The sequence below is a fragment of the Deltaproteobacteria bacterium genome, from assembly GCA_016875225.1.
Lineage (GTDB): Bacteria > Myxococcota_A > UBA9160 > SZUA-336 > SZUA-336 > VGRW01.
This window is the reverse complement of record VGRW01000054.1, coordinates 1-25,259: the sequence shown is the minus strand read 5'-3', so window position 1 is coordinate 25,259 and position 25,259 is coordinate 1. Positions and strand designations below refer to the sequence as shown.

Here is a 25,259-nt window from a genome sequence, read left to right as displayed (position 1 = left end):
GTTTCGCGCGGCAGCTCGGACGTCTGGCTGATGCGCGCGGACGGATCCGCGAAGCGGCAGGTCACGGCGACCAGCTTCGACGAGGAGTTTCCCGCGCTCTCGCCCGACGGAAGGTACGTCGTCTATGCCTCGGCGCGCGGCGACGAGAGCGAGAGCCTCTTGTACCTGTCCCGCGTCGCGGATGGCGCCGAGCGCGAGATCGTGCACAGCGGGCTGAACACGCGGCCGGTCTGGTAGCGCGCTCCAGTTCGAACGCGCTCGTTCCGATCCCCCCCAGGAGAGCCCCAGACCCTGCGCGCGCGGTATCCTCGGCCGCGTCAATCCGACCAGGGAGATCACTGGATGCGCGTCGGCGTTCTGCGCGAGACCAAGGACCGGGAGCTTCGCGTCGCGCTCCTGCCCGCCGGCGCGCGCACGCTCGCGGCCGCCGGCCATCAGGTCTCGGTAGAGACCGCCGCGGGCGAAGGCAGCGGCTTCGCCGACGCCGACTACGAGGCGGTCGGCGCCAGGATCCTCGCCTCGGCCGAGGACGTGATCGCGAGCTGCGACATCGTCACCAAGGTGAAGGAGCCGACGCTCGCCGAGATCTCCGCCATGCGCCCCGGACAGGCGCTCTTCGATTTCCTGCACCTCGCGCCCGAGCCCGAGCTCGCGCGCCGCATCCTCGACAGCGGGATCGTCGCGATCGGCTTCGAGACCGTGCGGCTCGACGACGGATCGCTGCCGCTCCTGGTGCCGATGAGCGAGGTCGCCGGAAGGCTGGCCGTGCAGATCGGGGCGCACTACCTGCAGGCCGATCAGGGCGGGCGCGGCGTCCTGCTCGGGGGCGTTCCCGGCGTGCCGCGCGGGCGCGTGGCGGTGATCGGCGCGGGCATCGTGGGAACCGCGGCGGTGCGGATGGCGGTCGGCCTGGGCGCGGAGGTCGCCGTGCTCGACGTCGACCAGCGCAAGCTCTCGCACCTGTACGACATCTACCACGGCGGCATCGACACGCTGTACTCGAACGTCGTGAACCTGGAGCAGTCGGTGCTCGAAGCCGACATCGTGGTCGGAGCGGTGCTCCTGCCCGGAGCGCGCGCGCCGGTGCTGGTCGATCGGAGCCAGGTCGCGGCGATGAAGCCCGGCTCGGTGATCGTGGACGTGGCCGTGGATCAGGGCGGCTGCGTCGAGACGATCCGCCCGACCTCGCACTCCAAGCCGGTCTACGTGGAGCACGGCGTGATCCACTACGGCGTGCCGAACATGCCGGGCGCGGTGCCGCGCACGTCGACGCTGGCGTTGAACAACGCGACGTTCCCGTATCTGCTCGAGCTGTGCCGGCGCGGCGTGGATGGCGCACTCGTCGCCAATCCCGCGCTCGCGCGCGGCGTGAACTGCTGGCGCGGACAGGTCACGCTGAAGGGTCTGGCCGATGCGCTCCGCGTCCCGTGCGCCGAGTCGCCGTGGGCGAAGTCGCGCTGAGCCGGTCGCTCAGTCGGTGACGCGGGTCCGCCGCGTCGCTTCGAGCAGCGCGCGCGAGGTCTGTCCGTCGCCGGGAAAGAGCGCGTAGCCGAACTCGAGCCGGACGCCCTCGCCGAACGCGGGCTCCGGCTCGCGCCGGATCGCCTCGCGCACACGTCGCGCGAGCGGACCGAGAAGCGCAGAGATGTCCGACTCGGGCTCGGGGATCAGCATCAGGAACGTGTCGGGGGCGCTGCGCGCGACGATGTCGAACTCGCGAAGCCCCGCGCGCAGCTCCTGCGCGAGCGAGACCACCAGATGCTCGGCCGAGGTCGCATCCGCGCCCGAGAGGAGCTCGGCGAGCCCGTCGAGCCGGAAGCGCACGAGCGCGAAGCTGCGGCCGCGCGCGCCGGAGCGGGCGATCTCCTCCTCGATCCGCTCGCCGACGTAGGTCGCGTTCGGAAGCGCGGTGAGCTCGTCGAAGCGGCGCTGGTGCCGCATCCGCTCGCGCTCGCCCACCTGCTCGAGCGCCTGCTGCGCGTGCTCGGCGAAGCGGCCCAGCAGCGCCTGATCCTGGGCGGAGAAGCTCTCGCTGGTGAGCGCGTCGCGAGCCACCTTGCCGAGCAGCGAGAGGGTTCCGAAGACCCGGCCGTCGCGGCGCAGCGGCCAGGACATGGCCGAGACGACGTCGGGGCGGTGCTTCGCAAGCTCCTCGTCCGCGCGCACGTCGACCACGCGAACCGGCTCGCGGATCGAGAGCGCGCGGATCGAGAGCGCCTTCTCGAGCTCGAGCAGCGGCGCCTGCTCCTCGGTCTCGGCGGACCCGAAGTAGGAGCGGATCTGGTAGCGCCCGGTGGCCGGATCCTGCAGCCGCAGGACCGCGTGCTCGGCCTCGAGGATCATGGCGGCGGACGACGTGATGGAGCGGTGCAGCTGCGCGGAGTCCGCGGCGGAGCCGAGCCGCGCGGCGAGCTCCGTGATCGCTCCCGTCTTGGTCGCCTCGCGCTCCATCTGGAGCGTGCGCAGCGCGTCGGCGAGCGCGAGCGAGAGCGCATCGGCGACGGCGGCGATCTTCTCGCGCAGGATCTCCGGCGCGCCGGGCGCGAGCATGCCCTCGAACGAGAGCACGCCGATCAGCTCGCCGCGCGCGACGAGCGGCAGCACGGCGAAGCAGGCACAGCCCTCCTCGGTCACGTTCGAGAGCACGATGGCTTTGCGCTGGCGCGAGACCCAGCCGTGGATGCCGTCGGCGGGCCGGATCCGGTAGGGCGAGGCCAGGCGGTCGATCGGCGTCGAGGAGCCGCGCAGCACCAGCGCCCCCTGCTCGGCGTCGACCAGGAACACGTGCGCGATTCCGCCCGAGAGCTCCTCCGCCAGGTAGTGACAGACCTTCGAGAGCTGCTGGTGGAGCGGGGCGGGCTCGCCGAGCGCGTCGCGCACCAGACTCTGCGCGCGCAGCCGCGCGGAGTCGCGCAGCAGCCGGTGGTACTCCTCGGCGCGCGTGATGATCTTCGCGTCGATCGCCGCGAGCCTGGCCACGAAGTCGCGGTCCTCTTCCGAGAACGCGCCGCGCCGCAGGCTGTGGGACAGGTTCAGCACGCCGAGCACGCGCTCGCCGTGGATCAGCGGCGCGGAGATCGCCGACTCGACGTCGCTGCGCTCGCGCGCGATCTCGTAGAGGCGCTGGTCGGCCTTGCCGGAGAGCAGCAGCGGCTTGCGCTCCGCGAACGCGATTCCCGCGATCCCTTCGCCCGGTCGGATGCGGATCTTCGAGATCAGCTCCTTCTCGATCCCGATCGCGACCTCGATGCGCAGCGCCCCTTCGGCCTCGTCCCAGAGCATGAGCGACCCGCGGTCGGCGCCCGTCGAGCCGACCGCGATCTGCAGGATGCGGTTCAACAGTCCGCGACGATCGATCGTCAGGTTGTACGACTCGAGGATCTCGCCGAGCGCGTGCAGCAGGTCGGGCTTCCGGTGCGCGTCGACCGGGCCGAACGCGTAGAGGAGCTTCGCGATCAGCGGTGTGGTCACCTGCACGCCGCGCTCGGGCGCGGTCTCGAGCACGGAGCGGAAGCTCCGGGGCGCCTCCGCGTCGATCAGCGCGACCAGGCCCGGCGTGCGCAGGAAGGCCTGCGCGTCGGAGACGAGCAGCTGGTAGGAGCGCAGCGCGTACTTCGGATCGACGCGAACGAGGGCGGCGCGCGCCGCTTCGGGGTCGTCGGAGAGCACGCCGCAGAGCTCGACGTCGGGATTCGCCTCGAGCAGGGGGATCAGCGCGAGCCCCTCGTCCGAGTGACCTACGATGCCCAGGCGCTTGCGCATGCCGGGCTCCTCCCAGGCCTACAGCGCGTCGATCGCGATGCGGACGACGATCTCGACGCGTCGCCCCGTGGCCTCGTCGATCAAGCGCACCGGAATGGAGATCTCGCTGCCGCCGCCGTCGACCGGTCCCGCGCTCTCCACCGCGAAGCCCTTCGCGGCGCCTGCCGAGGGCATCTCCTCGTAGCTCGCGGTCACCTCGCCGGTCGGCGGGCCGAGCGGCTCGACCTCCTCGACCTCGCGCACCACGGCGCGGGACGGCGGCTCGGGCGACTCGTCGAGCGTCTTGCGCAGCTCGACGAGCACGAGCTTCGAGAGCGTGGTCAGCGTCTGCAGCACGCCCATGCCCTCGTCCGCGCGGGCGTCGAAGCAGCTGGCCTGGCGCAGCGGCAGGAGCCGGTGCAGGCGCTCGACCGCGTTCTCGTCGGCCTGGTCGCGGTGGTTGTACTGCACGACGAGCGGCACGTTCTCGAGCTCGCGCCCGTACGACGCGAGGTGCTTGCGCAGCTCATCGAGGGCGGCGGTCGTCGCCGAGTGGCGCTCGGGCCGCAGGTCGGCCACGAAGACGATTCCGTCGACCCCCTCCAGGATCTGACGCCGCAGCGCGGCGGCCTGCGCGGCCGCGGGGACGCTGGAGATCTGGATCGAGGTTTTGAAGCCGCGCACCGCGCCGAGCTCGACCGGCAGCGTCTCGTACGAGGTGACACCGTCTCGTGTCGAGAGGCGCTTCAGCTCCCCGCGGTGCTCGCGCTTGAGCTTGCGCTGGATGAAGAGCAGGTTCGCGCTGGTCCCGGCGCCCGCGGCTCCGTAGTAGACGATCTTGCCGCGGATCTCCCGCGCGTCGCGGTCTGCGGTTCCCATCTACGTCTTCCCTTTCCGAGCCAGGATGCGGCGCGCCTGGGCCGAGATCACTCCGGCCACATCGCGGCTGCGCATGATCAGTCCCAAGTCTCGATCGGTGAGGTAATTCAGGAACTTGACGGCGGTTTGCGGCGGGCACTTGGGATTCATCGAGAGCGCGAGCTTCACCGGGTAGGCGCGAGTCCACTGTCGGTTGTGGGCAATGATGCGCATGACCTCGTCGCAGAGATTTCGCGCGCGCGCGAAGCCCTCGATCTCGTTGTCGGTGATCTTCGGGTTCCTGATCGCGGCCGCGGCGACGAGCTTGTTCCGGTCGCGCACCAGAAGCGAGCGGGCGTCGACGTTTCCGAGCCGCGCGAGCTTCACCTTCTCGATGATCGTCATCTTCCCGACGCGCGCCTGCAGGTTCTGGCTGCGCTCCTGCTTCTGCTCCTCGGGGAGATCCGCCGGAGCCTCCTCGATCAGATCGGCGGGAATTTCGACTTGGTCGTCGACGGCCTCGTCCGGGGCGGTGTCGGGATCCGGCGGCGGCGGCGCGGGCAGCGGCTCGGCGCGGCTCTCGGGCTCCGGCTCCTCCATCTCGCCGCGCTCGACGCCCAGGAAGTGCAGGATGCGATCGATCGTGGCCATTCCCGTCAGCGGGTTCTCGCCGAGCGCCTCGACCAGCGGCGGACAGCGCAGCAGGCGGACCTGGTTCTGCGCGAGGATCTCGACCAGGCGCGGAAACGGCCGCGCCGCCAGGAACGTGCAGGTCTCGTCGCTGGTGGCGGAGTTGAGCGCGACCAGCTCCAGGCGCGCGCCATCGTCCTTGTACAGCTCCGCGCAGACGCCGAGCACGGCAGCCGGGAGCTTCGCCCCGAGCGCGGCTGTGGCCACGCGCTCGGGAAGCCCGCGAAGCGAGCCGATCGCCTTGTCCTTCACGCCCGCATCGGGGTCGAGAGTCAGCGCGACCAGGACCGAGAGGAGCTGCGGCGGCGGCAGGGGCAGGGCGCCGCTTGCCGCCATCAGCCGCGAATCGAGCGGGGAGGCGGGATCCGCAAAGCGCCGGGCCGGACCGAGGCTTGCGAGGATGTCAGCGGTCTCTTCGCTCAAGCTCCCTCCCGATGCGGGGAGGTCGCGTCCCCGCGCGCTTCACTCCTCCGCGTGCCGGACCTTCGCGGCTTCGGCGACGATCCTGTCCTGGATCGCCGCAGGTGTCTCCTCGTAGTGGGAGAACTCCATGTCGAAGCTGCCCTGGCCGCCGGTCATGCTGGTGAGATCGGATGCGTACGTCAGAACTTCGGCCATCGGGACGTGCGCCTTGACGATCTCCGCGTGGCCGCGAGCCTCGACGCCGAGCACGCGTCCGCGCCGGCTGGAGAGATTTCCCATGACGTCGCCGACGAAGCTGTCCGGCACCACCACCGAGAGCGTCATGATCGGCTCGAGCAGGACGGGCTTCGCAAGCGCGACCGCCGCGCGCAGCGCGAGGCTCCCCGCGGTCTTGAAGGCGTACTCCGAGCTGTCGACGGTGTGGAACTTGCCGTCGGTCACGGCGACCCGGACGTCGGTCAGGGGGTAGCCCGCGATCACGCCGCGCTCGCAGGTCTCGCGAACGCCCTTCTCGACGGCGGGGATGTACTGGCGCGGGATCGAGCCTCCGACGATCTCGTCCAGGAACACCACGCCCGTGCCGCGCTCGCCCGGCTCGACCGAGAGGTTGCAGACGCCGAACTGACCGCGCCCTCCCGACTGCTTCTTCAGCTTGCCCTCGACGTTCTCGGCGCGGCCCTTCAGCGTTTCCAGGTAGGGGATCTTGGGGGGCTTCAGCCCGACCTTCACGTGGAAGAGTCGCGCGATCTTCTCCAGCGTCACCTCGATGTGGAGCTGGCCCAGTCCGGTGAGCAGGAACTCGCCGGTGCGCTCGTCGCGGGCGAGCGAGAGGCTGTGGTCCTCTTCCACCATTCGGTGTAGTGCTTCGAAGACCTTGTCCTCTTCGCCCTTGTTCTCGGCCGCGACCGCGAACGAGATGATGCCGTGCGGCGGCGGGTCCGAGTCGATCCGCAGCGGGTGCCGCTCCTCGCAGAGCGTGTCGCCGGTGTGCGTGTCCTTGAGCTTCGGGATCGCGGCGATCTGTCCCGGCAGGACCTCGGTCACCTCCTCGGTCTGCTCGCCATGAAGGCGCAGCAGCTTGCCGACCCGCTCGCGCGCCCCCGTGCGCGGGTTCAGCAGCGTTGCGTCCTTGCGCAACGTTCCCGAGTAGACGCGAAGGATCGAGAGCATCCCCGCGTAGCGATCCGCGACGGACTTCCAGACCAGCGCCGCGACCGGAGCCGCGGGGTCGGCCGCGAGCACGACCTCGCTCTCGCCCGAGCGTCCCTTTCGCGGCGTGGCCTCGCGCGCGGTCGGGAAGATCCGATCGGCCGCGATCAGGAGCGCCATCCCGCCGATGTTCCGGGCGCTCGCCGAGCAGAGCAGCGGGAGCAGGCTGTCGTCGGCCACTCCCTTTCGCAGCGTGGTGAAGATCTCCTCCTCTGAGATCTGGCCCTCCTCGAGATACTTCTCGAGCAGCGCGTCGTCGGCCTCGGCGACGGCCTCGACCATCGCGAGACGCGCGGCCGCGATCTCGGCGGCGAGCTCCGCGGGAGGCTCGTCGGTGACCAGCTTTCCGCTCGCGTCGAGGTGATGGGCCAGGCCGGTCAGCAGGTTCACGAAGCCGCGGAATCCCTCGCCGCGGCCGATCGGCAGGTGCAGCTTCACCACGCGCACGGCGAACGCCTCTTCCAGCTGCTTCGCGCAGGCGTCGTAGTCGGCGCGTTCGAGGTCCATCTTGTTCGCCACCGCGGCGAGCCCGAGCCCGTGCTCGCGCGCGTAGTGGTAGGCGCGTTCGGTGCCGACCCGGACGCCGTCCTGGGCGTTCAATACCAGCACGGCGTTGTCGCTGGCCGCGATCGCGCCCCGCATCTCGCCGGCGAAGTTCGCGTCCCCGGGCGCGTCGAGCATGGTGAACTCGGCCTCGTCCCAGCGAAACGAGCAGATCGAGGTCGAGATGCTGGCCCGGCGGTGCTTCTCCTCGGGGAGCCAGTTCATGAAGGAGGTGCCGTCGTCGACGCGGCCTAGCCGGTTGATCACGCCGGCGGCGACGAGCAGGGAGTCGGCGAGCGTCGTCTTGCCGTCGCCGGCGTGTCCGATCAGAGCGAAGTTGATGCTGCGGCTCGTGTCGGCGCTCCCCATGGCCCCTCCCTATTTCCGGATGGCGGATCCCTCAGTCACCGCGACTCCCGCTTCCGAGGTCCCGGTTTCGTGCGTAGATGAGCCGAAGCCCCTCCAAGGTCAGGAAGGGCTCCACGCGTTCGATCGTCTCGGCCTCGCTCGCGATCAATCCCGCGAGGCCGCCCGTCGCGATGACGCGGGCGTCCTCGCCGAGTTCTTTGCGCATGCGACGCACCATCGTGTCGACCATTCCCGCGTAGCCGAAGACCATTCCGGACTGCAGGTTGTGCGCGGTGTTCCGCCCGATCACCTGCGGCGGTCGCACGATCTCGACCGAGGAGAGCTTCGAGGCGCGGTTCACCAGCGCTTCGAGCGCGACGAAGACGCCCGGGAAGATCGCGCCGCCGACGAACTCGCCGGCGCTGGAGATGCAGTCGAAGCTCGTCGCGGTGCCGAAGTCGATCGCGATCGCGGGCGTTCCGAGCCGCTCGACGGTCGCCACTGCGTTCACGATCCGATCCGCGCCGACCTCGCGCGGGTTGTCGACCCGGATCGGCATTCCCGTGCGGATGCCCGGGCCGACGATCAGCGGCGTGCGCCTCAGCAGCTTCTCGCAGGTGCGCTCGAAGATCGGCTGGAGCGGAGGGACGACGCAGGAGATGATCGCGTCGGAGACCGAGGCGCGGTCCACTCCCGCGAGCTCGAAGAGCGATCGCAGCGTCGCGGCGCACTCGTCGGAGGTGTCCTGGCGGTGCGTTCCGATGCGCCAGTGGTGCACCAGCGACTCGCCGTCGAAGAGGCCGAGCACGACGTGGGTGTTGCCGATGTCGATGGTGAGCAGCACGCCCGCCTACCTCTCGCCGCGCAGAATCGTCACGTCGCCGGCGAGGATCCGCTCCACCGGGCCTCCCCGGGGTCCGACCAGAAGCGCGCCATCTTCGTCCAAGCCGTGCACCGTCCCGATCACCTCGCGGGCGAGCCCGGGCCCGCCGACGCGGACCTGCTTGCCCGCCATTGTGAACGATCTGCGAAAGCGCTCCAAGACCCCCGCGAAATCGCCGGCGCGGACCGCGTCGATCTCGCGCTCGAGCCGCGCGAGCAGCTCCTCGCCGAACGCCACGCGGTCCAGGGACTTGCCGCCCGCGATGCGCAGGCTGGTCGCGATCTCGCGCAGCTCCTCCGGGAGCTCGCCGGCCTCGAGGTTCACGTTCACCCCCACGCCGAGCACGCCGAAGTGCACGCGGCCGGCCTCGATCTGCACCGGGCAGTTGATCCCGCTGGTCTTGCGCCCGTCGACGAGAACGTCGTTGGGCCACTTGACCTCGATCCGGCAGCGCGAAGGCAGCGCCTCGCGCGCGCACTCCGCGACCGCCACCGCCGCCGCGAAGACGTGCCGGTGCATGTGCTCGATCGGGAGCTCCCGGCGGAGCAGCGCGGACAGGTACAGGCTGCGCCCGCCCGGAGAGAAGAAGCTTCGCCCCAGCCGACCGCGGCCCGCGGTCTGGCGGTCCGCGAGCACGACCAGCCCATCGGCCGCACCCTCGCGGGCGCGCTTCTCGGCGAGCAGGTTGGTCGAGTCCACCACGTCGTGGACTTCGAGCTCGCGCCCGAGCCAGCGCGTGCGCGGCGCAAGGCTTACGAGGCTGCGATCCATTCCAGCGCGACGTCCGCCGCGGGCGCGGAGTGGGTGAGGGCGCCGACCGAGATCTCGTCCACGCCGGTGCGTGCGATCGCGCCCACGGTTTCCAGGTGCACGCCGCCGCTCGCCTCGACGCGAGCGCGCCCGGCGCAGAGCTCGACGATCCTGGCGATCACCTCCGGCGGCTGGTTGTCGACCAGGAGCGAATCCGCGCCGGCGTCGAGCGCCTCGCGCGCTTGCGCCAGCGACTCGACCTCGCAGCGGATGCGCAGGTGGCGGGAGCCGCGCTCGCGCGCGCGCGCCACGGCCGGGCCTGCTCCGCCCACCGCGGCGATGTGATTGTCCTTGATCAGAATGCCGTCGTAGAGCGCGAGCCGGTGATTGCGTCCGCCGCCGCAGCGCACCGCCCACTTCTCGAGCGTTCGCCAGCCAGGCGTGGTCTTTCGGGTGTCGACGATCTCGGCGCGCGTGCCGCGCACCGCCGCGCAGTAGCTGCGCGTCAGCGTCGCGATTCCGGAGAGCCGCTGCACGAAGTTCAGCGCCGTGCGCTCGGCTTCGAGGATTCCGATCGACGGCCCCGACACCCGCGCAAGCTCCTCGCCGCGCGACGCGGCGGCGCCGTCCGCGACGCGCAGCTCGCAGCGAACGCCGCGAGCCGCGAAGACCTCGCGCGCGACCTCGAGACCCGCGACGACGATCGCGGCGCGCGCCTCGAGCCGAGCCTCTCCGCTCGAATCCGGATCGAGAAGCGCAAGCGAGGTCGCGTCGCCCGGACCGATGTCCTCGGCGAGCGCGGCTTCGACGAGCCAGAGCCAGTTCGCGCGCGCGGGCACGTTCGTCACGGTCCGGCAGGATAGCGGTGCTGCGCTACTCCGGCAGATCGGCCTTCATGCGGGCGATCTCCTCGCGGATCAGCCGCTCGCACATTTGCGGGACGACCTCCCAGACCACCGCCTCGACGCGCTTTCGCACCTCGTTCACGACCTGCTCCGACAGCGAGCCGAACGCCTCCCAGGCCACCTTCTCCAGCGCCTGCGAGAGCAGCGCGGGGTCGAGCACCGGCTGCGCGATCGGTCGCGACGGCTCGCGCGCGGGCGCGACCGCCGGCATCGGCGCGGTCGGACGAGGGTCGGGCTCGGCTGCGGCGTCGAGGTCGCTCCAGGCATCGAGCTCCGCGGGAGGCTCCGGCATGGCGACCTCGGGAAGCGGCTCGACGTCGAGCATGTCGCCCTCGAGCTCCGGGGTGTCGTCGCTCGCAGCCGGCATCTCGCTCGTCGGGAGCAGAAGCGTCGCCGCGTGCGCCGGCGCGGGCTCGCGGGAAGCCGGCGAGAAGTCTGCAAACTGTGGCTCGGCGAGCGCGGCCGAGGTATCGGCCGAGAATGGCTCCGCGAACGGGTCCGCCTCGTCCAGTCGCTCCGCTTCGATCTCCGGCTCCACCTCGCCGAGCTCGAGCTCCGCGAGCGCCTGGCTCGGCGCGGTGATCTCTTCTTCTTCGAACGTCCGCTCGGACGCCGGGATCGGCGCTCGCGGGCGGAGCACGGCCCGAGCATCGAGCGGTCCCGAACTCTCGCCGAAGATCTGCGTCTGGCCTCCGGGAGGTGCGGTCGGCTCCTCGAAGTCGAGATCCTCGAACGAGAAGCCCGATCGGGAAGGAGTCGCTGCAAGCTCGCGCGCGTCGGGCTCTGCGAGCGGCTCGACCTCGTCGACCGGGTCCGGCGCGAAGAGACGGGTCGCCGCGTCCGGCGAAGGAGCCGAAGCGTCGTCGTTCCGGCCGAGCGGCGCTCCCGAGAACGCGCGACGCGCGGGCGCGTCGTCCATCGCCTCGAAGACCGGCTCGGCTTCCCAGAGCGGCTCCTCCGCTGCGAGAGGCGCCGCGCTCGCCGCGGGTGGAACTTCGAATTCGAAGGTCGAGGTCGTTCGCGGCTTCGCGGCGCGAGGCGCGTTCGCGGCCCCGGCGCCGGGAAGCGGAGGAAGCTCGGGGCGCGGACGAGGCGGCGCCTGCGGCGCGCTCTGTGCGGCGGGAGCTGCGGGCGCGGGCGTCGAGAGGATCGGTCGCGTCGGAGGCGCGCTTCGCGGCGCAGGTGCGGCGGCGCTCTGCGCGAGCAGCGCGCGCACGCGATCGACCAGCGCCTGGGCCTCGAAGGGCTTGCTGATGTGGCCGTTCGCGCCGACCTGTCGGGCGCGCTCCTCGTCGTAGGTCTCGAAGGTCCCCGTCAGCAGGAGAACCGGTGTGTGCGCGAGGTTCGGATCCTTGCGGATCGCGTTGCACAGCGCGTAGCCGTCGAGTCCCGGCATGCCGATGTCCGCGAGCACGAGATCGGGCTTGATCTGGCGCGCGCGCACGAGCGCGTCGTCCCCGTTGTCCACGGTGACGAGCTCGACGTCCTCGTTTGCGAACGTGATGCCGACGACTTTCTGGATCGTCACGCTGTCATCGGCGAGAAGCAGGGTCTTAGGCATCGGCCCCCAACCTCCATGCGCCTGCCACTGGAAGCGGCCGGACTTGCCGGTATCTATCGGATCGCGTTCGAACGCGATTGAGTTTCCGCTCCGACTTCACTCCCACTCCGGCGAACCATATCAAATCGCCACGCGCGCGGATCAAGCTCCCGTGCGCGCATCCCGATCCGGAGCGCCGGGTCCGACCGGGAGCGCCATCCGCATGCGAATCGAAGTCTCGGCGTGCACGGATACCGGACGCAAGCGGTCCGCGAACGAGGACTTCCACGCCGTCGACGAGAAGCTCGGGCTCTTCGTCGTCGCGGACGGACTCGGCGGCCACGCGGCGGGTCGGCGCGCCTCGGAGCTCGGCGTGGCGGTCTTCGTGGAGACCGTGGCGCGAGACCCGGAGGGGTCGGGCGCCGAGGTGCTGCGCCGCGCGATCCTGCGCGCGAGCGACGCGATCCACGAGGCCTCGCGCGCCGAGCCAGGACTTCGCGGCATGGGCACGACGCTCGCCGCCATCTGGCTGCGCGGCGACGAGGCGGCGCTGGCGCACGCCGGCGACAGCCGTCTGTACCTGCATCGCCAGCGCCGCCTGTGCCCGCTCACGCTCGATCACTCGCTGGTCGGAGAGCGCGTCGCGCGCGGGGAGCTCAGCGCAGACCAGGCGCGCTCGCACCCGAGCCGACACGTCATCACCCGCGCGCTCGGCGTGCTCCCGTGGCTCGAGCCCGACGTCGCCTCCATCCGCGCGCGGGCCGGCGATCTGTTCCTGCTCTGCTCGGACGGGATCTCCTCGCAGCTCGAGGACGCCGAGATCGAGCGCTGCCTCGAGCTCTGCGCCGTCGGCCCCGCGACCGCCCCGCGCGCCCTGGTCCAGCTCGCGAACGAACGCGGAGGAGAGGACAACGCGACCGCGCTGATCGTGGCGATCGTGCGCTAGGCCGGTCGCCCGGGAGCCGCCGTCAATCTTCGTCGGAGTCGAGTCCGACCCGGGCGAGCATGTCGGCGGCAATCGATTCCGCGTCGGGCTTGTACGCACCGAGTGCAATGCGACGCTTCAGCTCTGCGAGGCGCTCCGCGCGGGCGTCTCCGCCGGCGACCTCGGCGAGGTACTCGACGGAGTACAGGTCGTCGAGCGGGGAGTCCTCCGCGGCCGCGCTGCCGGCACGCCGGCTCGGGTCTCGGTCGTCTCGCCTGGCCATTCTGGCTCCTTCGGGTAGGCCCATTCTCCGCATCGGTGCCGGACCCGACTTCTTTAGCAGCGCGCGACACCGGCGTCAGTCGATCCGGACTTGCGCGCGCTCCTGCACGCAGCCGATGCGCTACGCCCGCGGGCGCTGCGGCGGGAGGTCGGAGTCGGGCGCGGCGATCCCCTTGGCTCGGATCTTCTCGACCAGGGTGGTGCGCTTCAGGCCCAGCAGCTGCGATGCGCGGTTCTTGTTCCAGCCTGTGGCCGCCAGCGCCTGCACGATCAGCTCCTGCTCGTAGGACGCGACCAGCGCTTCGAAGTCGACGCCCGAGGGCGGCAGCGACACGACCGGCCGTTCGAGGCCGTGGCCGACGACGCCGGGCGGCAGCTCCGGCTCGTCGATCCAGCCCGCGCGGCGCAGGATCGTGAGTCGCTCGACCAGCGCCTGCAGCTCGCGCACGTTTCCTGGCCAGTCGTACTCGGCCATGCGTTTCAGCGCCGCATCGGTCACGCCCTGGATCTCGGGGTAGCTGCGCCGCTGCATCTCGACGAAGAAACGGACCAGGAGCGGAATGTCCTCGCGCCGGTGGCGCAGAGGCGGAACCTCGATCGGCACCACGGCGAGACGGAAGTAGAGATCCTCTCGGAAGCGCCGCTCGCGGATCAGCTGCGGCAGGTTCTGGTTCGTGGCGGCCACGATCCGCACGTCCACGCGCTCGGTCCGGGACGAGCCCACCGGCTCGAACTCGCGCTCCTGCAGCGCGCGGAGCAGCTTGGTCTGCAGCTGCGGGCTCATGTCGCCGATCTCGTCGAGGAAGAGCGTTCCGCCGTTCGCGGCGGAGAAGCGCCCGATCCGGTCGCGAAGCGCGCCCGTGAATGCGCCGCGCACGTGGCCGAAGAGCTCGCTTTCGAGCAGCTCTTCGGGAATCGCGCCGCAGTTCACCGCGACGAAGGGGCGTTGGGCGCGGGGGCTGTTGTAGTGCAGCGCGCGCGCGATCAGCTCCTTGCCGACGCCGCTCTCGCCGAGCACGAGCACGGTCGCCTCCGAGTCCGCCACCTTGCGCACGGTGTCGAGCGTGTTCCGCAGGATCTCGCTCTCGCCCACGATGTTCTCGAACCCGTAGCGGGTCTCGAGCTGTCGTTGGAGCTGGCGGTTCGCGCCGTGCAGGCGCCGGAACTCGATCGCCTTCGCGATCAGCGGTCCGAGACAGGCGAGTCGCTCGTAGCTCTTCTCGATGAACCAGAACGCGCCGGCGTCGAGCGCCTCGATCGAACGCTCGGGGCTGCCGAAGCCCGTGACGACGATGCAGACGGCCTCGGGATCGAGCGCGCGCACCCGTCGGACGAAGGCGATTCCATCCATGCCGGGCATGCGCAGATCGGTGATGACGAGGTCGAATGGGCGTTGCTCCAGCCGCTCGAGCGCGGCGCCGGGATCGCCCTCCGCGACGACGGCGAAGCCGTCGCCCTCGAGGTACCGCACCAGCGCTGCGCGGAAGAGCGCGTCGTCATCCACGACCAGGACCGACCCGCAAGGCGTCGCGCCGCGATTCACATCCGTCCCCCCGCCGCCGCGCAGTGTAGGGAAGGCCTCGTGCGCACTCAAGCAGCGCGGCTGCGACTCCGATCTCGCTTGCGGATGGTCCCCCCACCCGTGAGCGACATCTCCGCCAGCCGATCCCCGTCGCCCGGCGCGCGCGTGCTGATCGCGGACGACGAGCCCGCGATCCTCCGCGTGCTGCGGCGCCAGCTCGCGCGCGACGGCTTCGACGTGGCCGAGGCGAGCGACGTGGCGAGCCTGCGCGTGCAGCTCGCGCGCGAGCCCGAGATCGTCCTGCTCGATCTGCGGCTCGGCGACGCTTCGGGCCCGGATCTGATCGGCGAGCTTCGCGAGCGCTGCCCCGACGCGGAGACGGTCGTGATGACGGGCCATGCGAGCATCGACTCGGCGGTCGAGTGCATGCGCGCGGGTGCGTTCGACTACCTGGAGAAGCCGTTCTCCGATCCGCGCCGGGTGCGCCAGACCCTGGAGCGCGCGCTGGAGCGAAGGCGCCTGCGGGTTCGCAATCGCGAGCTCGAGGGTGAGCTCGGCCGCCGCTCCGCGCTGTCGCGCGTGATCGCGCAGTCCCCGGCGATGAAGCGCGTGCTCCAGACGGTTCGCGATCTCGCCCCGAACGAGAGCAACGTGCTGATCGAGGCCGAGAGCGGAACGGGCAAGGAGCTGATCGCGCGCGCGATCCACGAGACGTCGCCGCGCGCTTCCGGCGCGTTCGTGCCGGTGGACTGCGGCGCGCTGCCCGAGGGAATCATCGAAGGCGAGCTCTTCGGCTACGTTCGCGGCGCGTTCTCGGGCGCGGTGCGCGACTCGATCGGGCTGTTCCGCAGCGCCCACGGCGGAACGCTCTTCCTCGACGAGATCGGAGAGCTGCCGTTCCCGCTCCAGGCCAAGCTGCTGCGCGCGATCCAGGAGCGCGAGGTCCGGCCGCTCGGCGCGCCATCGGCCGCGCCGATCGACGTCCGGATCGTCGCCGCCACCAACCGCGATCTCGCCTCGGAGCTCCGCGCGGGTCGCTTCCGCTCCGACCTCTTCTACCGGCTGCGTGTGGTGTCGATCCACCTTCCGCCGCTTCGCGAGCGCCCCGAGGACGTGGCGGTGCTGGCCAGTCACTTCCTCGAGCAGGCCGCGACGGGAACTCGCGTGGTCGGTCTCGAGCCGGCGGCGCTCGAGCGTCTGATCGCGCACCGCTGGGAGGGCAACGTGCGCGAGCTCGAGAACACCATCGAGGCCGCGGTCGCGCTCGCACAGGGCCCGCGGGTGACCGTCGCCGACCTGCGCCTGGGCGATTTCAGCACGCCGCGCGCTGCGCGGCCGGAGGGGATCGACCTCTCGCTCGAGGCGTTCGAGCGCGCCTGCCTCGAAGAGGCGCTGCGCCGCAGCCAGGGCGACGTGCGCGCCGCCGCGAGCCTGCTCGGCATCGGCCGCAGCACGTTCTATCGCAAGCTCGGCGGCGCAGAGCCCGCGGGCGATTGAGCTAGCGTCCGCGCGGTCGCCCCGCGACGACGACCACGTCCGAGAGCCGGGGATGACGCGCCGCGATCCGGTCGGCGAAAACCAGCAGTGCGTTGGACCAGGGAGCGGGCAGGCGCGCGAGCAGCCGCGCCCAGCGGCGCACGCCCCAGAGCAGCGAGATGCCGCGCAGCTCCTCGATCTCGACGTGGCGCCCGACCTGCTCGCGCAGCAGACGCACGTCGTAGCGCGTGAAGTGATCCGACGGGACGTGATAGGTGCGCGGCCCCGCCGCGACGGGCCGCCGCCGCAGCCGATCGCCGAAGCGCTGCAGGCGGCAGCCGAGCGACTCGAAGTTCGCGACCGCGAGCACGACCCGGCCGCCGCTCCGGGTCACGCGCGCGAGCTCGGCGATGCAGGCCTCGGGATCGTCGAAGTGGTCCAGCGCGCCCTTGCAGAACGCGGCGTCGAACGAGCCGGTGCGGAACGGAAGCGACTCGGACCACGCGCGAGTCCAGACGACGCCGCTCGCGGGCGGCTGCGCCTCCTTCAGCGCGACGAGCTTGGCGAGCTCCACCATCCGGCGCGAGGGCTCGGCGCAGAACGCGCGCGCCCCCGAGCGCGCGAGCGCCCGGCTGTCCTGTCCGAGCCCGGCGGCCGAGTCGAGCACGCGCGCGCCCGCTCCGGCACGCGTCGCGGCGAGCGTCTCGGCCTCCATGCGCCGGAACAGGTATTCCGAATCGCGTGTCGTCCCGGTCGGGATCACGTGCGTCATGTCGCGGTCGAGGTCGACGCTTCTCACGCTCGGGCTCCGCGCTCCTGCGGCGCGCCGCGGAACTCGTCGATCACGCGCCGGTAGAGCGCGAGCGTGCGCTCGGCCGTGGGCCGCCAGCCGAAGACCGCCTCGATCCGCGGGCGCGCCGCCAGCGCCTGCTCGTGTGCCTCGTCCCAGCCGGCGAGCAGCTCGGCGATCGCCTTCGCGAGCGCTGCGGGATCGCGCGGGGGCACCAGCGTTCCCGCCCCCGCGTCGGCGATCACCTCGGGAAGGGCTCCTGCGCGCGACGCGACGATCGGCGTGCCCGCCGCCAGCGCCTCGATCGCCGGCAGGCCGAAGCCCTCGAAGAGCGACGGCAGGACCACCGCCGCCGCGTCGCGATAGGCGCGCGCGAGCTCCTCGCTCGAGACCTTGCCGGTGAAGCGCACCCGCCCGGCGAGATTCAGGGCGTCGATCCGCTTCTCGAGCGGCGTGTGGGCCGGGAAGTAGTCCAGGACGCGCAGGCCGACCTCGTGCGGAAGCAGCGCCATCGCTTCGAGCAGGTACTCCAGGCCCTTGTTCGGGTCGCCGCAGCGCCCGACGAAGAGGAGCTCGGGCCTCGCAGGACGCGCGCGCCGGACCGGCCGCTCGGGCAGCTCGACGCCGTTGCGGACGTCGTGGATGCGCTGCTTCGAGACGCCGAAGTCGCGCGCGATCGCGGCGCGCGAGGCCTGGCTCGAGGTCAGGACCGCCGCGAGCCTGCGCGCGGTGCGCGCCTGGCTGCGGACCGGGTAGAAGGTGAGGGAGCCCTTCCGCTCGGCGAAGGTTCGATCGCGGGCCAGGCTCGAGCGCAGGTCGATCGAGAGCGGGTGGTGGATTGTGGTCACCACGGGCAGGCCGAGCGCCTGCAGGAACAGCAGCCCGTAGCCGACCGACTGCACGTCGTGCACCAGGTCGTAGCGCCGCCCGGCGCGAAGCTCGCGCAGCACCGCGAGCGCCCCGCGCACGCTGAACGCGAACGGCTCGGGCAGGAAGCCGAAGCGGGTCACGGCGAACTCGTAGAAGTCCAGCGGCCGCAGGATGAGGAACGGATCGGGCTGCGGCAGGAACGCGCCGCGGCGCTTGTCGAAGCGCTTGCCCCAGAACATCTGGTTCTCGAGCCGCTGGACGCGCGCCCAGGGCATCGGATCCGGGTAGGGCGGGCCGACGAAGACGTCGATCTCGCAGCCCAGCCCGGCGAGCTCGCGCGTCAACGCGTGCAGGTAGATCCCCTGGCCCCCGCTCTTCATGTTCCCGCGGTAACACAGAAACGCGACGCGCATCACGGCGTTCCGCCCGGCCGGCCGGTCGAGGTGCGGGTTCCGTAGAGCACCAGGCTCTTGGGCCAGATCCAGTCGAGCGCGTGCTCGACGCGCGTCCAGACCCGCGAGACCGCGGCCCGGATCAGGAAGCCGCGCAGCGCCCGCGTCGGACCCGGCGACTCGTCGTCCAGTCCGAGCGCCGAGCGCACCAGCCAGTACGGCGTGTGCAGCGAGTGCGCGAAGCCCACTCCGTCCACGCGCACGCCCGCGCGCGAGAGCGCGAGCGCCAGCTCGCGGGGCCGGAACACGCGGATGTGTCCCCCGGGGCTCTCGAAGTAGAGCCGTGTCGCGGCGAGATAGAACCACTCGGTGATCGCGGTCGGGATCGTCACCGCGATCGTCCCGCCGGGACGCAGTACGCGCACCAGCTCGCGTAGAGCGGCGCCGTAGTCGTGGACGTGCTCCATCACCTCGGAGCAGATCACGCGATCGAAGCGCCCGTCGCCGAACGGCAGCCGGAAGACGTCCCCGCGCAGGACGCCGCCGTGGAGCCTCCCGTCGGCGCGGCTGCAGCGCTCGTGGATGCCGGCGCGCGCGATGCGAAGCGACGCGGCGTCGAGATCGAGCCCGGTCGTGTGCACACCGCGGTCGAGCGCGCCGAAGCAGTGGCGGCCGCCGCCGCAGCCGGCATCGAGCAGCCAGTCGCCGGGCGCGAGTCCGAGCCTATCGAGGTCGACGGTGAGCACGGACGACCTCGGCGAGCACGTCGGCGGTGCGTCCCGCGGCCTCGCGCCAGGAGAACACGTGCTGTACGCGGCGTCGCGCGGCGCGGCCCATCTCGGCCACGCGCGAGTGTGGCAGCGTACACAGGTCGGTGATGGCTTCGGCGAGCGCGCCCGGATCGCGGAACGGCACCACGCGGCCGGCCTCGCCGCTGGTGCCGACGACCTCGGGAAGCGCGCCGCCGATGGTGGCGATCACCGGCAGCCCGCAGGCCATGGCCTCCGAGGCCGGAAAGCCGAAGCCCTCGAAGAAGGACGGCACGAGCGCGATCCGCGCTGTGGAGTACTGCTCGACCAGCTCTTCGACCGTGAGCATGCGCTTCAGCAGCACGACGCGCTTCTCGAGCCCGAGCTCGCGCAGCTTGCGCGGCACCAGGCCGTCCTCGGGGATGCGCCCGTCGACGATCTTCAGCGTGATGTGTTCCGGCGTCTTCGCGAGCGCCTCGAGCAGGTACGGGATCCCCTTCTTCCGGTCCTCGGTCCGCCCGATGAAGATCAGGTCCGTCTCCTTCGGCCGGTCGAGCGGGTGGAAGACCTCGCTGTCCGTGCCGTTGTAGACGACCGAGATCTCCTTCTGCGGCACGCTGAAATAGCGCTCGATCTCCACCGCCGAGGCGTTGGAGACGGTCAGGATCCGCGCCAGCCGCGGCACCACGAACTCCTGCATGAACAGCGGGAAGTACAGCGTGCGGCGCCACTTGCGCCGGAAGCGCGGGTCGATCTCGAAATCCGCGATCCGGTCGATGTGCAGCGGGTGATGCACCATCGCGGTCACCGGAATCCCGCTCGCCTGCAGCAGGAGCAAGCCCCAGGACAGGGACTGGTTGTCGAGCACCACGTCGAAGCGGTGGCGCCGCTGCAGCTCGCGCCAGCGCAGCAGCAGCCGGAAGCCGAAGGTCGTCATCTCCGGAAACACGCCGAGCCGCGTCAGGCCGAGCTCCCAGAGATTGCCGGGCGTGAGCGCGCGGAACGGGTCGTCCTTCGGCAGCGCCTGCGCCATCGGAAGCGCGAAGAAGTTCTCGTTCGGGATCATGTGCAGCGGGATGCCGGGCGCGAGTTCGGGCGCGGGCGGGCCCGAGATCACGTGCACCTCGTGGCCGAGCTCGTGCAGGCCGCGCGCGAGGGCGGCGGCGTACACGCCCTGTCCGCCACAGAACATGTTTCCACGGTAGGTGAGCAGGGCGATCCGCATCGCGGCTCAGCTCGCGCTCGAGCGATTCCCGTCTTCGCTCGCGCCTTCCCGGGTCGCGCCGCCCGCGCCGCCGGTGCCGGAGCCGCTGGCCGCGATGCGCTCGCCCTCGGCCTCGACCTGCACGGTGGCGATCGTCCAGCCGATCCAGCTCACCAGCCCCAGGACGAAGAGCACGACCACCGCGACCGGAATCGCGAGCGCCCAGTAGCTCCCCGCGAACCCCCCGGCGAGAAACAGCGCCGCCGCGGCGATCGCGCCGAAGCAGAGCAGACCGCCGAGAATCCGGGAGCGTTCGTCGGTTCGCGAGCTCATCGCGGCCGGAGCTTACCAGACCGCACGGGGCGGGTCGTGGGACGTGGGGGGACAGACACGCCGGACCGGCGACAAGGGGGTCAAGTGCGCGGTGGAAGCTGCCGATCCCTGAACCCGATGGCTCCGCCGACCCCCGCGAAGCGCAAGCTGCTCCGCCCGCCGATGCGCATCGAGTGCGTGCGAGAGGGCGGTGGCACGCACTTTCTGGGCTACGGCGCGAACCTCTCCGAGTCGGGCGTGTTCGTGCAGTGCCTAGCGCCTCGCCCCAAGGGCACACAGCTGAAGCTGGTGCTCCACCTGGGCGGGCCCAGCGGCACGCGGATCTGCTCGGAGGCGGAGGTCCGCTGGACGCGCGGGTACGGCGGCCGAAAGGGCCCGAGCGCGGGAATGGGTCTGCACTTCACGGGCCTGCGCGCCGGCGACCGCAACGCGCTTGCGGCCAGCTGCAGCACCCCCGCGCTGGTCGAGTCGGCCGTGATCGACGCGGCCAGGCGCAGCGAACGACGCAACGAGAGTTGAAGCGCTGCGCCGCGCGCGGTAAGCCTAGCTCGCGGGGGTAGCGCGTGCTGTGGATCGGATTGATGTCGGGCACGAGCGCGGACGCGATCGATGCCGCGCTGGTGCGGATCGGCGGCGATCCCGGCGACGTCGAGCTGCTCGCGTTCCGCGAGGAGCCGCTCGAGGAGTCGCTTCGCGCGCGCATCCATGCGCTCGCTTCCGGCGCGGTCGAGCTGCGCGCGCTGGTTCAGCTCGACGTGGAGCTCGGCGAGCGCTTCGCCGCGGCCGCGCTCGGCGTCGCGAAGCAGGCGGGCGTCGCGCTTTCGCGCATCCGCGGCATCGGCTCGCACGGCCAGACCGTCGGACACTTCCCTGAGCCGCAGGTGCGCGGCACGCTGCAGATCGGCTCGGCCGCGACCATCCACGAGCGGACCGGGCGGCCGGTCGTCTCTGACTTCCGGCGCGCGGATCTCGCGGCCGGAGGGCAGGGCGCTCCGCTCACGCCGTTCTTCCACTACTACCGCTTCGCCGACGCGCGCGAGCGGCGGGCGCTGCTGAACATCGGCGGCTTCACGAACGTGACCTACCTGCCGGATCGCGACGCATCGCGCCTGCTCGCGTTCGACCCCGGCCCCGGCAACGCGCTGCTCGACCGCGCCGCACGCTGGGCGAGCGACGGCGCGGAGCGCTTCGATCGCGACGGGCTGCGCAGCCTGCGCGGCCGCGTCCGCGAGGAGCTGGTGGAGGAGTGGCTGGCCGATCCGTACTTCGCGCTGCCCCCGCCCAAGAGCACCGGCCACGAGCGCTTCGGCGAGGCGTTCTTCGCGCGCGCGCGCGTGCAGCTGCTCGAGCGCGGCGGCTCGCCCGACGATCTCTGCGCGACGCTCGCGCGCTTCACGATCGAGAGCGTCGCGCGCGCAGCTAGAGCCTTCTTTCCCGAGCCGGCGCAGCGCTGGATCCTGTACGGCGGCGGCGTGCGAAATCCGGCGCTGCTCGAGGGGCTGCGGGCGCGGCTCGCGCCCGCTCCGGTCGAGACGACCGATCGCTACGGCGTGCCGAGCGGAGCGCTCGAGGCGATCGCGTTTGCCGTTCTCGGTCACTGCGCCAGCATCGGACTGGCCTCGAACCTGCCCGCAGCGACCGGCGCGAAGCGCGGGGTCTGTCTGGGCGCGCTCTCTCCGCCCGACGCCTTCCGCGCCTGACCCGAGCGCCCTAGAGGATCAGGCGCAGCCCGTCGTGGGCGGTGTCGAAGCGCACCTGTGACTCGTTCGAGAGCACCTGGTGTCCGAGGTGCGTGAGCCGGATCGCGCCGCATTCGAAGCGCGCTCGCTCGCGGTCGAGACGTTGGTGCGAGAGGTGGAAGGCGAACTCGGTGTCGAAGAACACGCACTCCGAAATGAACAGGTCGACGTCTCCGACCTTCTTCGGCAGCTCGTCGTGCCAGCCGGTGTCGCCCGAGAAGACCAGCGATCGCCGCTCGGCGTCGACGCGCACCATGTGCGGGCAGGTGTGCTCCTGGTGCAGGGCGGGCATCGGCGTCACTCGGAAGCCGGCGACCTCCGTGGGCTTGTCGATGCTGAACTCTGCGAAGCGCAGCGCGTACCGGTCCTGCTGCTCGACGTGGTAGCCGTAGGCGCGCGTGAGGGCCGCCATCGAGTCGGCGACGCCGGGAGGACCGAGGATCGAGAGCGGCCGGTCGCGAGGGTGCTGGTACTGGTAGTCGAGCAGCAGGAAGGGCACCCCTGCGATGTGGTCGCCGTGAAAGTGGCTGAGCGCGATGGCGTCGATCTCGAGCGGGTCGACGCCGAGCTCCGATAGCCCCGCGAGCGTCGTCGGGCCGCAGTCGAGGAGGAGCGTTCGCCCGTGCTCGCGCACGAGGATCGCGGAGTTGCGCCGGCCGCCGCTGTTGAAGGCGTCGCCCGTGCCGATGAAGAGGACCTCACTCATCGCGCCAGACCTCGTCGCCGAACGCGATCGCGCGCACGAGCTGCGCACCCGCCGGCACCTGCGCCTCGGGCAGCACGAGCGAGTCCTCGATCCGCGCGTTCGCCCCGATCCTGGCTCGGCGTCCGAGCACCGCGCGCGGTCCGATCCGCGCGCCCGCTCCGATCTCGACGCCCGCGTCGATCCACGCCGGCGCGATCGCGGTTGCGTGGATCCGCGCGCCCGGAGAAGCCGCGAGCGCCTCGAGGTTCGCGTCGAGGAGCTCGCGCGGCGATCCTACCGGCGACCAGCGCGCGCCTTCGGGCTGCACCCAGCTCGCGATGCGATCGCCCGCCCGGAGCGCCGGCACCCAGACGTCGGGAACGATCTCGAAGCGCTCGGCCTCGGGCATGTGCGTGAAGATCGCGGGCTCCATGACCTGCACCCCGATGAACAACCCCGACCCCTTCTCGCCTCCCAGGTCGATCCGCTCGGTGATCCGCCGCACATCGCCGTCCGAATCGTACCCGATCGAGCCGAAGTCCCGCTTGCGCGGGTCGTCGCGAAGGGCAAGCGTGAGCAGCGCTCGGCGCGAGCGGTGGCGCTGCAAGAGCGAGGCGACGTCCAGGTCCAGGCACATGTCTCCGTTCAGCACCAGGAAGGGCTCCGAGCCTTCGAGCGCTGCGCGAGCGCCGCGAACGCCGCCGCCACTGCCGCGAAGCCCCGGCTCCCCGATCCACTCGATCGGAACCGGACTCGCCGCGAGCGCCGCGCGCAAGCTCTCGGGATGGGCGTGCGTGTTCACGACGACCTCCGCGATGCCCTGCTCGGCGAGCATTCGCACCAGCCGCAGGATCACGGGCACGCCGAGCACCGGCAGCGCGGGCTTTGCGTGCGTGCGGGCCAGCGGCGCCATTCGCGTGCCGAGGCCAGCGGCGAGGATCATCGCCTTCACGGACGGCCTCGTGCGAGCGCCTCGCGGAGCAGCCCGGCAAGCGTCGCCTGCGCCGCGGGCAGACGCGGCAACGCTCCCAGGACGGCCGCGCGCGCACGCTCGATGAAGGGCGCGTATCGCGCATCGCGTTTCACTTCCGTGACGTAGCGGAAGCGACCGTAGTCCTTGCATTTTCTCTGCACGGTCAGGAGCGCGAACGCGGCGGGATCGGGGGCAGAGCCGCGCGCCTGCCAGTAGCGCGCCAGAAGCGATTCGCGCTCCGCGTCTTCGAGCTCTAGATATGAATCGAAGACCAGCGCCGCGAGATCGAGCTCGGCCGGCGCGAGCAGCGCGTCCTGGTAGTCGATCAGGCGCAGCCGCCCGGTCGCGTCGATCATCAGGTTCTGGCTCTGGTAGTCGCGCAGACAGAGGACGCGCGGCAGCTCCGCGACTGCGACCGCGAGGCGATCGAGCTCCGGGCCGAGGGCGGAGCGGAAGCGCTCGTCGACTCCGTGCGCGGCGAAGGTCGAAAGCTCGAAGCGCACCCATTCGCGGTCGAAATTGCGCTCGAACGGAAGGGCGTCCTCGCGCGCGAGCCCGTGCACGCGCGCGAGCAGGTCGACCGCCTGGCGCAGCCTCTCGCCGCGCTCGCTCGCGGGCAGGTCGAGCAGGTGCACGTCGCCGAGGTCTTCGAGCAGGATCCAGCGCTCGCGTGGCTCGACCGCGTGAATCCGCGGCACGGGGAGGCCGTGCCGGGCGAGGAACGCGCTCACCTCGACGAACGGCAGATCCACTCGCTGGGCGCGCAGCGCGGGCGGCAGGACAGCCGGATCCTCCGGAAGCGCGTGCATCAGCACGGCCGTCGTGGCGTCGGCGAAGCGCGCGCGCCAGTAGCGGCGTGCCCCTGCGCCGCCCGGCAACGCCTCGAGGTCGCGCAGAGCGCATCCGCGTTCCCGCTCGAGCCACGCCACCGCCCGGTCCATTCCCACCCCCGATCCGAGGCTGCAGGATGCGGATCGGGGCCCGGGCGGGCAAGACGCGGCCGGCTTGCCTAGGCTCGCGTTCGGTGAAGGTTCTGCCGCGCACACTCGGGCTGCTCGCGATCGCGCTCGCGCTGGGCGGCGCCGCGCGGGGCGAGGATCCCGAGCTCGACGCGGGGCTCGAGCGACTGCTCCGCTCCGCCGCGCTGCGGGGCGCGCGCGTCGGCGTGGTCGTCGAGGAGCTCGAGAGCGGAAGACGGCTGCTCGCCCACACCCCGGACGACGCGCTGGTTCCCGCCTCGAATCAGAAGCTCTTGATCGCCTCGGCGGCGCTCGCGCACTGGGGCCCGGCACACCGCTTCGAGACGCCGGTTCTCGTGAGCGGCGAGATCGTCGACGGCGTGATCGACGGGCCGCTCTGGATCGTCGGCCAGGGCGACCCGAGCCTGGTGTCCGAGTCGCTCTGGAAGCTCGCCGAGGAGGTCCGGGGG

25 protein-coding genes are annotated in these 25,259 nt (G+C 71.6%); 7 read left to right on the top strand and 18 right to left on the bottom strand.

Annotated elements, in window-relative coordinates; all coding sequences use genetic code 11:
* On the top strand, positions 1-237 hold a 237-nt coding region (locus FJ108_12910; protein ID MBM4336792.1), incomplete at its 5' end, for a hypothetical protein.
* A 105-nt stretch (positions 238-342) separates the two neighbouring features.
* Positions 343-1,461 carry an alanine dehydrogenase gene (gene ald / locus FJ108_12905; protein MBM4336791.1) on the top strand — a complete coding sequence of 373 codons (1,119 nt, stop codon included), beginning with the start codon at positions 343-345 and terminating at the stop codon, positions 1,459-1,461.
* Positions 1,462-1,470: 9 nt separating this feature from the next.
* Here the strand turns inward: ald and FJ108_12900 are convergent, their stop codons facing one another.
* From FJ108_12900 to FJ108_12865, 8 genes are read right to left on the bottom strand one after another with little or no spacing between them, the layout of a single operon-like run.
* Positions 1,471-3,762, bottom strand: coding sequence for a GAF domain-containing protein (locus FJ108_12900; GenBank protein MBM4336790.1), 2,292 nt, complete (start codon positions 3,760-3,762; stop codon positions 1,471-1,473).
* An 18-nt stretch (positions 3,763-3,780) separates the two neighbouring features.
* Positions 3,781-4,620, bottom strand: a complete 840-nt coding sequence (locus FJ108_12895) for a GTPase domain-containing protein (protein ID MBM4336789.1) — start codon at positions 4,618-4,620, stop codon at positions 3,781-3,783.
* Positions 4,621-5,712, bottom strand: coding sequence for a hypothetical protein (locus tag FJ108_12890; GenBank protein ID MBM4336788.1), 1,092 nt, complete (start codon positions 5,710-5,712; stop codon positions 4,621-4,623). It lies immediately after the preceding gene.
* Between the two features lie 39 nt (positions 5,713-5,751).
* Complete coding sequence (locus tag FJ108_12885) at positions 5,752-7,833, bottom strand: elongation factor G (protein MBM4336787.1); 2,082 nt, start codon at positions 7,831-7,833, stop codon at positions 5,752-5,754.
* Between the two features lie 31 nt (positions 7,834-7,864).
* A complete protein-coding gene (locus FJ108_12880; protein MBM4336786.1) occupies positions 7,865-8,656 on the bottom strand; it encodes a type III pantothenate kinase in 792 nt (263 codons plus the stop codon).
* Between the two features lie 6 nt (positions 8,657-8,662).
* Positions 8,663-9,466 carry a biotin--[acetyl-CoA-carboxylase] ligase gene (locus tag FJ108_12875; GenBank protein ID MBM4336785.1) on the bottom strand — a complete coding sequence of 268 codons (804 nt, stop codon included), beginning with the start codon at positions 9,464-9,466 and terminating at the stop codon, positions 8,663-8,665.
* Entirely contained in the window at positions 9,448-10,284 is an 837-nt protein-coding gene (nadC, locus tag FJ108_12870; protein MBM4336784.1) for a carboxylating nicotinate-nucleotide diphosphorylase, read from the bottom strand. Before nadC ends, FJ108_12875 begins: the two co-directional genes overlap by 19 nt.
* Before the next feature lie 34 nt (positions 10,285-10,318).
* The gene (locus tag FJ108_12865) at positions 10,319-11,911 is read right to left on the bottom strand and encodes a response regulator (GenBank protein ID MBM4336783.1); all 1,593 of its coding nucleotides are present in this window, start codon (positions 11,909-11,911) and stop codon (positions 10,319-10,321) included.
* On the opposite strand from FJ108_12865, the gene FJ108_12860 reads away from it, so the two are divergent.
* Positions 11,853-12,836 carry a serine/threonine-protein phosphatase gene (locus tag FJ108_12860; protein ID MBM4336782.1) on the top strand — a complete coding sequence of 328 codons (984 nt, stop codon included), beginning with the start codon at positions 11,853-11,855 and terminating at the stop codon, positions 12,834-12,836. The two genes, FJ108_12865 and FJ108_12860, sit on opposite strands and share 59 nt — an antisense overlap.
* A 22-nt stretch (positions 12,837-12,858) precedes the next feature.
* Here the strand turns inward: FJ108_12860 and FJ108_12855 are convergent, their stop codons facing one another.
* Together FJ108_12855 and FJ108_12850 are read right to left on the bottom strand one after the other, a co-directional pair.
* Positions 12,859-13,131 carry a flagellar biosynthesis anti-sigma factor FlgM gene (locus FJ108_12855; protein ID MBM4336781.1) on the bottom strand — a complete coding sequence of 91 codons (273 nt, stop codon included), beginning with the start codon at positions 13,129-13,131 and terminating at the stop codon, positions 12,859-12,861.
* Between the two features lie 87 nt (positions 13,132-13,218).
* A complete protein-coding gene (locus tag FJ108_12850; GenBank protein MBM4336780.1) occupies positions 13,219-14,640 on the bottom strand; it encodes a sigma-54-dependent Fis family transcriptional regulator in 1,422 nt (473 codons plus the stop codon).
* A gap of 84 nt (positions 14,641-14,724) precedes the next feature.
* Between FJ108_12850 and FJ108_12845 the strand changes: the two genes are divergently transcribed.
* Entirely contained in the window at positions 14,725-16,116 is a 1,392-nt protein-coding gene (locus FJ108_12845; GenBank protein ID MBM4336779.1) for a sigma-54-dependent Fis family transcriptional regulator, read from the top strand.
* Between the two features lies 1 nt (position 16,117).
* On the opposite strand, the gene FJ108_12840 is transcribed toward FJ108_12845, so the two are convergent.
* From FJ108_12840 to FJ108_12820, 5 genes are read right to left on the bottom strand one after another with little or no spacing between them, the layout of a single operon-like run.
* Entirely contained in the window at positions 16,118-16,894 is a 777-nt protein-coding gene (locus FJ108_12840) for a class I SAM-dependent methyltransferase (GenBank protein ID MBM4336778.1), read from the bottom strand.
* Entirely contained in the window at positions 16,891-18,168 is a 1,278-nt protein-coding gene (locus tag FJ108_12835; protein MBM4336777.1) for a glycosyltransferase family 4 protein, read from the bottom strand. The genes FJ108_12840 and FJ108_12835 overlap by 4 nt, the downstream gene beginning before the upstream one ends.
* Positions 18,168-18,893: a class I SAM-dependent methyltransferase gene (locus FJ108_12830; GenBank protein ID MBM4336776.1), complete on the bottom strand. Its 726-nt coding sequence runs from the start codon at positions 18,891-18,893 to the stop codon at positions 18,168-18,170. Before FJ108_12830 ends, FJ108_12835 begins: the two co-directional genes overlap by 1 nt.
* Positions 18,871-20,121 (bottom strand): glycosyltransferase family 4 protein, encoded by a 1,251-nt coding sequence (locus tag FJ108_12825; protein MBM4336775.1) that lies wholly within the window; start codon positions 20,119-20,121, stop codon positions 18,871-18,873. The genes FJ108_12830 and FJ108_12825 overlap by 23 nt, the downstream gene beginning before the upstream one ends.
* A gap of 6 nt (positions 20,122-20,127) precedes the next feature.
* Entirely contained in the window at positions 20,128-20,433 is a 306-nt protein-coding gene (locus tag FJ108_12820) for a hypothetical protein (protein MBM4336774.1), read from the bottom strand.
* 117 nt (positions 20,434-20,550) lie between these two features.
* On the opposite strand from FJ108_12820, the gene FJ108_12815 reads away from it, so the two are divergent.
* Both FJ108_12815 and FJ108_12810 read left to right on the top strand, forming a co-directional pair.
* Positions 20,551-20,952 (top strand): hypothetical protein, encoded by a 402-nt coding sequence (locus tag FJ108_12815; GenBank protein ID MBM4336773.1) that lies wholly within the window; start codon positions 20,551-20,553, stop codon positions 20,950-20,952.
* A 62-nt stretch (positions 20,953-21,014) separates the two neighbouring features.
* Positions 21,015-22,133, top strand: a complete 1,119-nt coding sequence (locus FJ108_12810) for an anhydro-N-acetylmuramic acid kinase (GenBank protein MBM4336772.1) — start codon at positions 21,015-21,017, stop codon at positions 22,131-22,133.
* A gap of 10 nt (positions 22,134-22,143) precedes the next feature.
* On the opposite strand, the gene FJ108_12805 is transcribed toward FJ108_12810, so the two are convergent.
* Genes FJ108_12805 through FJ108_12795 form a run of 3 tightly spaced genes read right to left on the bottom strand, consistent with a single transcriptional unit; the run spans position 22,144 to position 24,771 of the window.
* The gene (locus FJ108_12805; protein ID MBM4336771.1) at positions 22,144-22,878 is read right to left on the bottom strand and encodes an MBL fold metallo-hydrolase; all 735 of its coding nucleotides are present in this window, start codon (positions 22,876-22,878) and stop codon (positions 22,144-22,146) included.
* Positions 22,871-23,980, bottom strand: a complete 1,110-nt coding sequence (locus FJ108_12800) for an NDP-sugar synthase (GenBank protein ID MBM4336770.1) — start codon at positions 23,978-23,980, stop codon at positions 22,871-22,873. The genes FJ108_12805 and FJ108_12800 overlap by 8 nt, the downstream gene beginning before the upstream one ends.
* Entirely contained in the window at positions 23,806-24,771 is a 966-nt protein-coding gene (locus FJ108_12795) for a hypothetical protein (protein ID MBM4336769.1), read from the bottom strand. The genes FJ108_12800 and FJ108_12795 overlap by 175 nt, the downstream gene beginning before the upstream one ends.
* A gap of 26 nt (positions 24,772-24,797) precedes the next feature.
* On the opposite strand from FJ108_12795, the gene FJ108_12790 reads away from it, so the two are divergent.
* On the top strand, positions 24,798-25,259 hold a 462-nt coding region (locus FJ108_12790), incomplete at its 3' end, for a hypothetical protein (protein MBM4336768.1).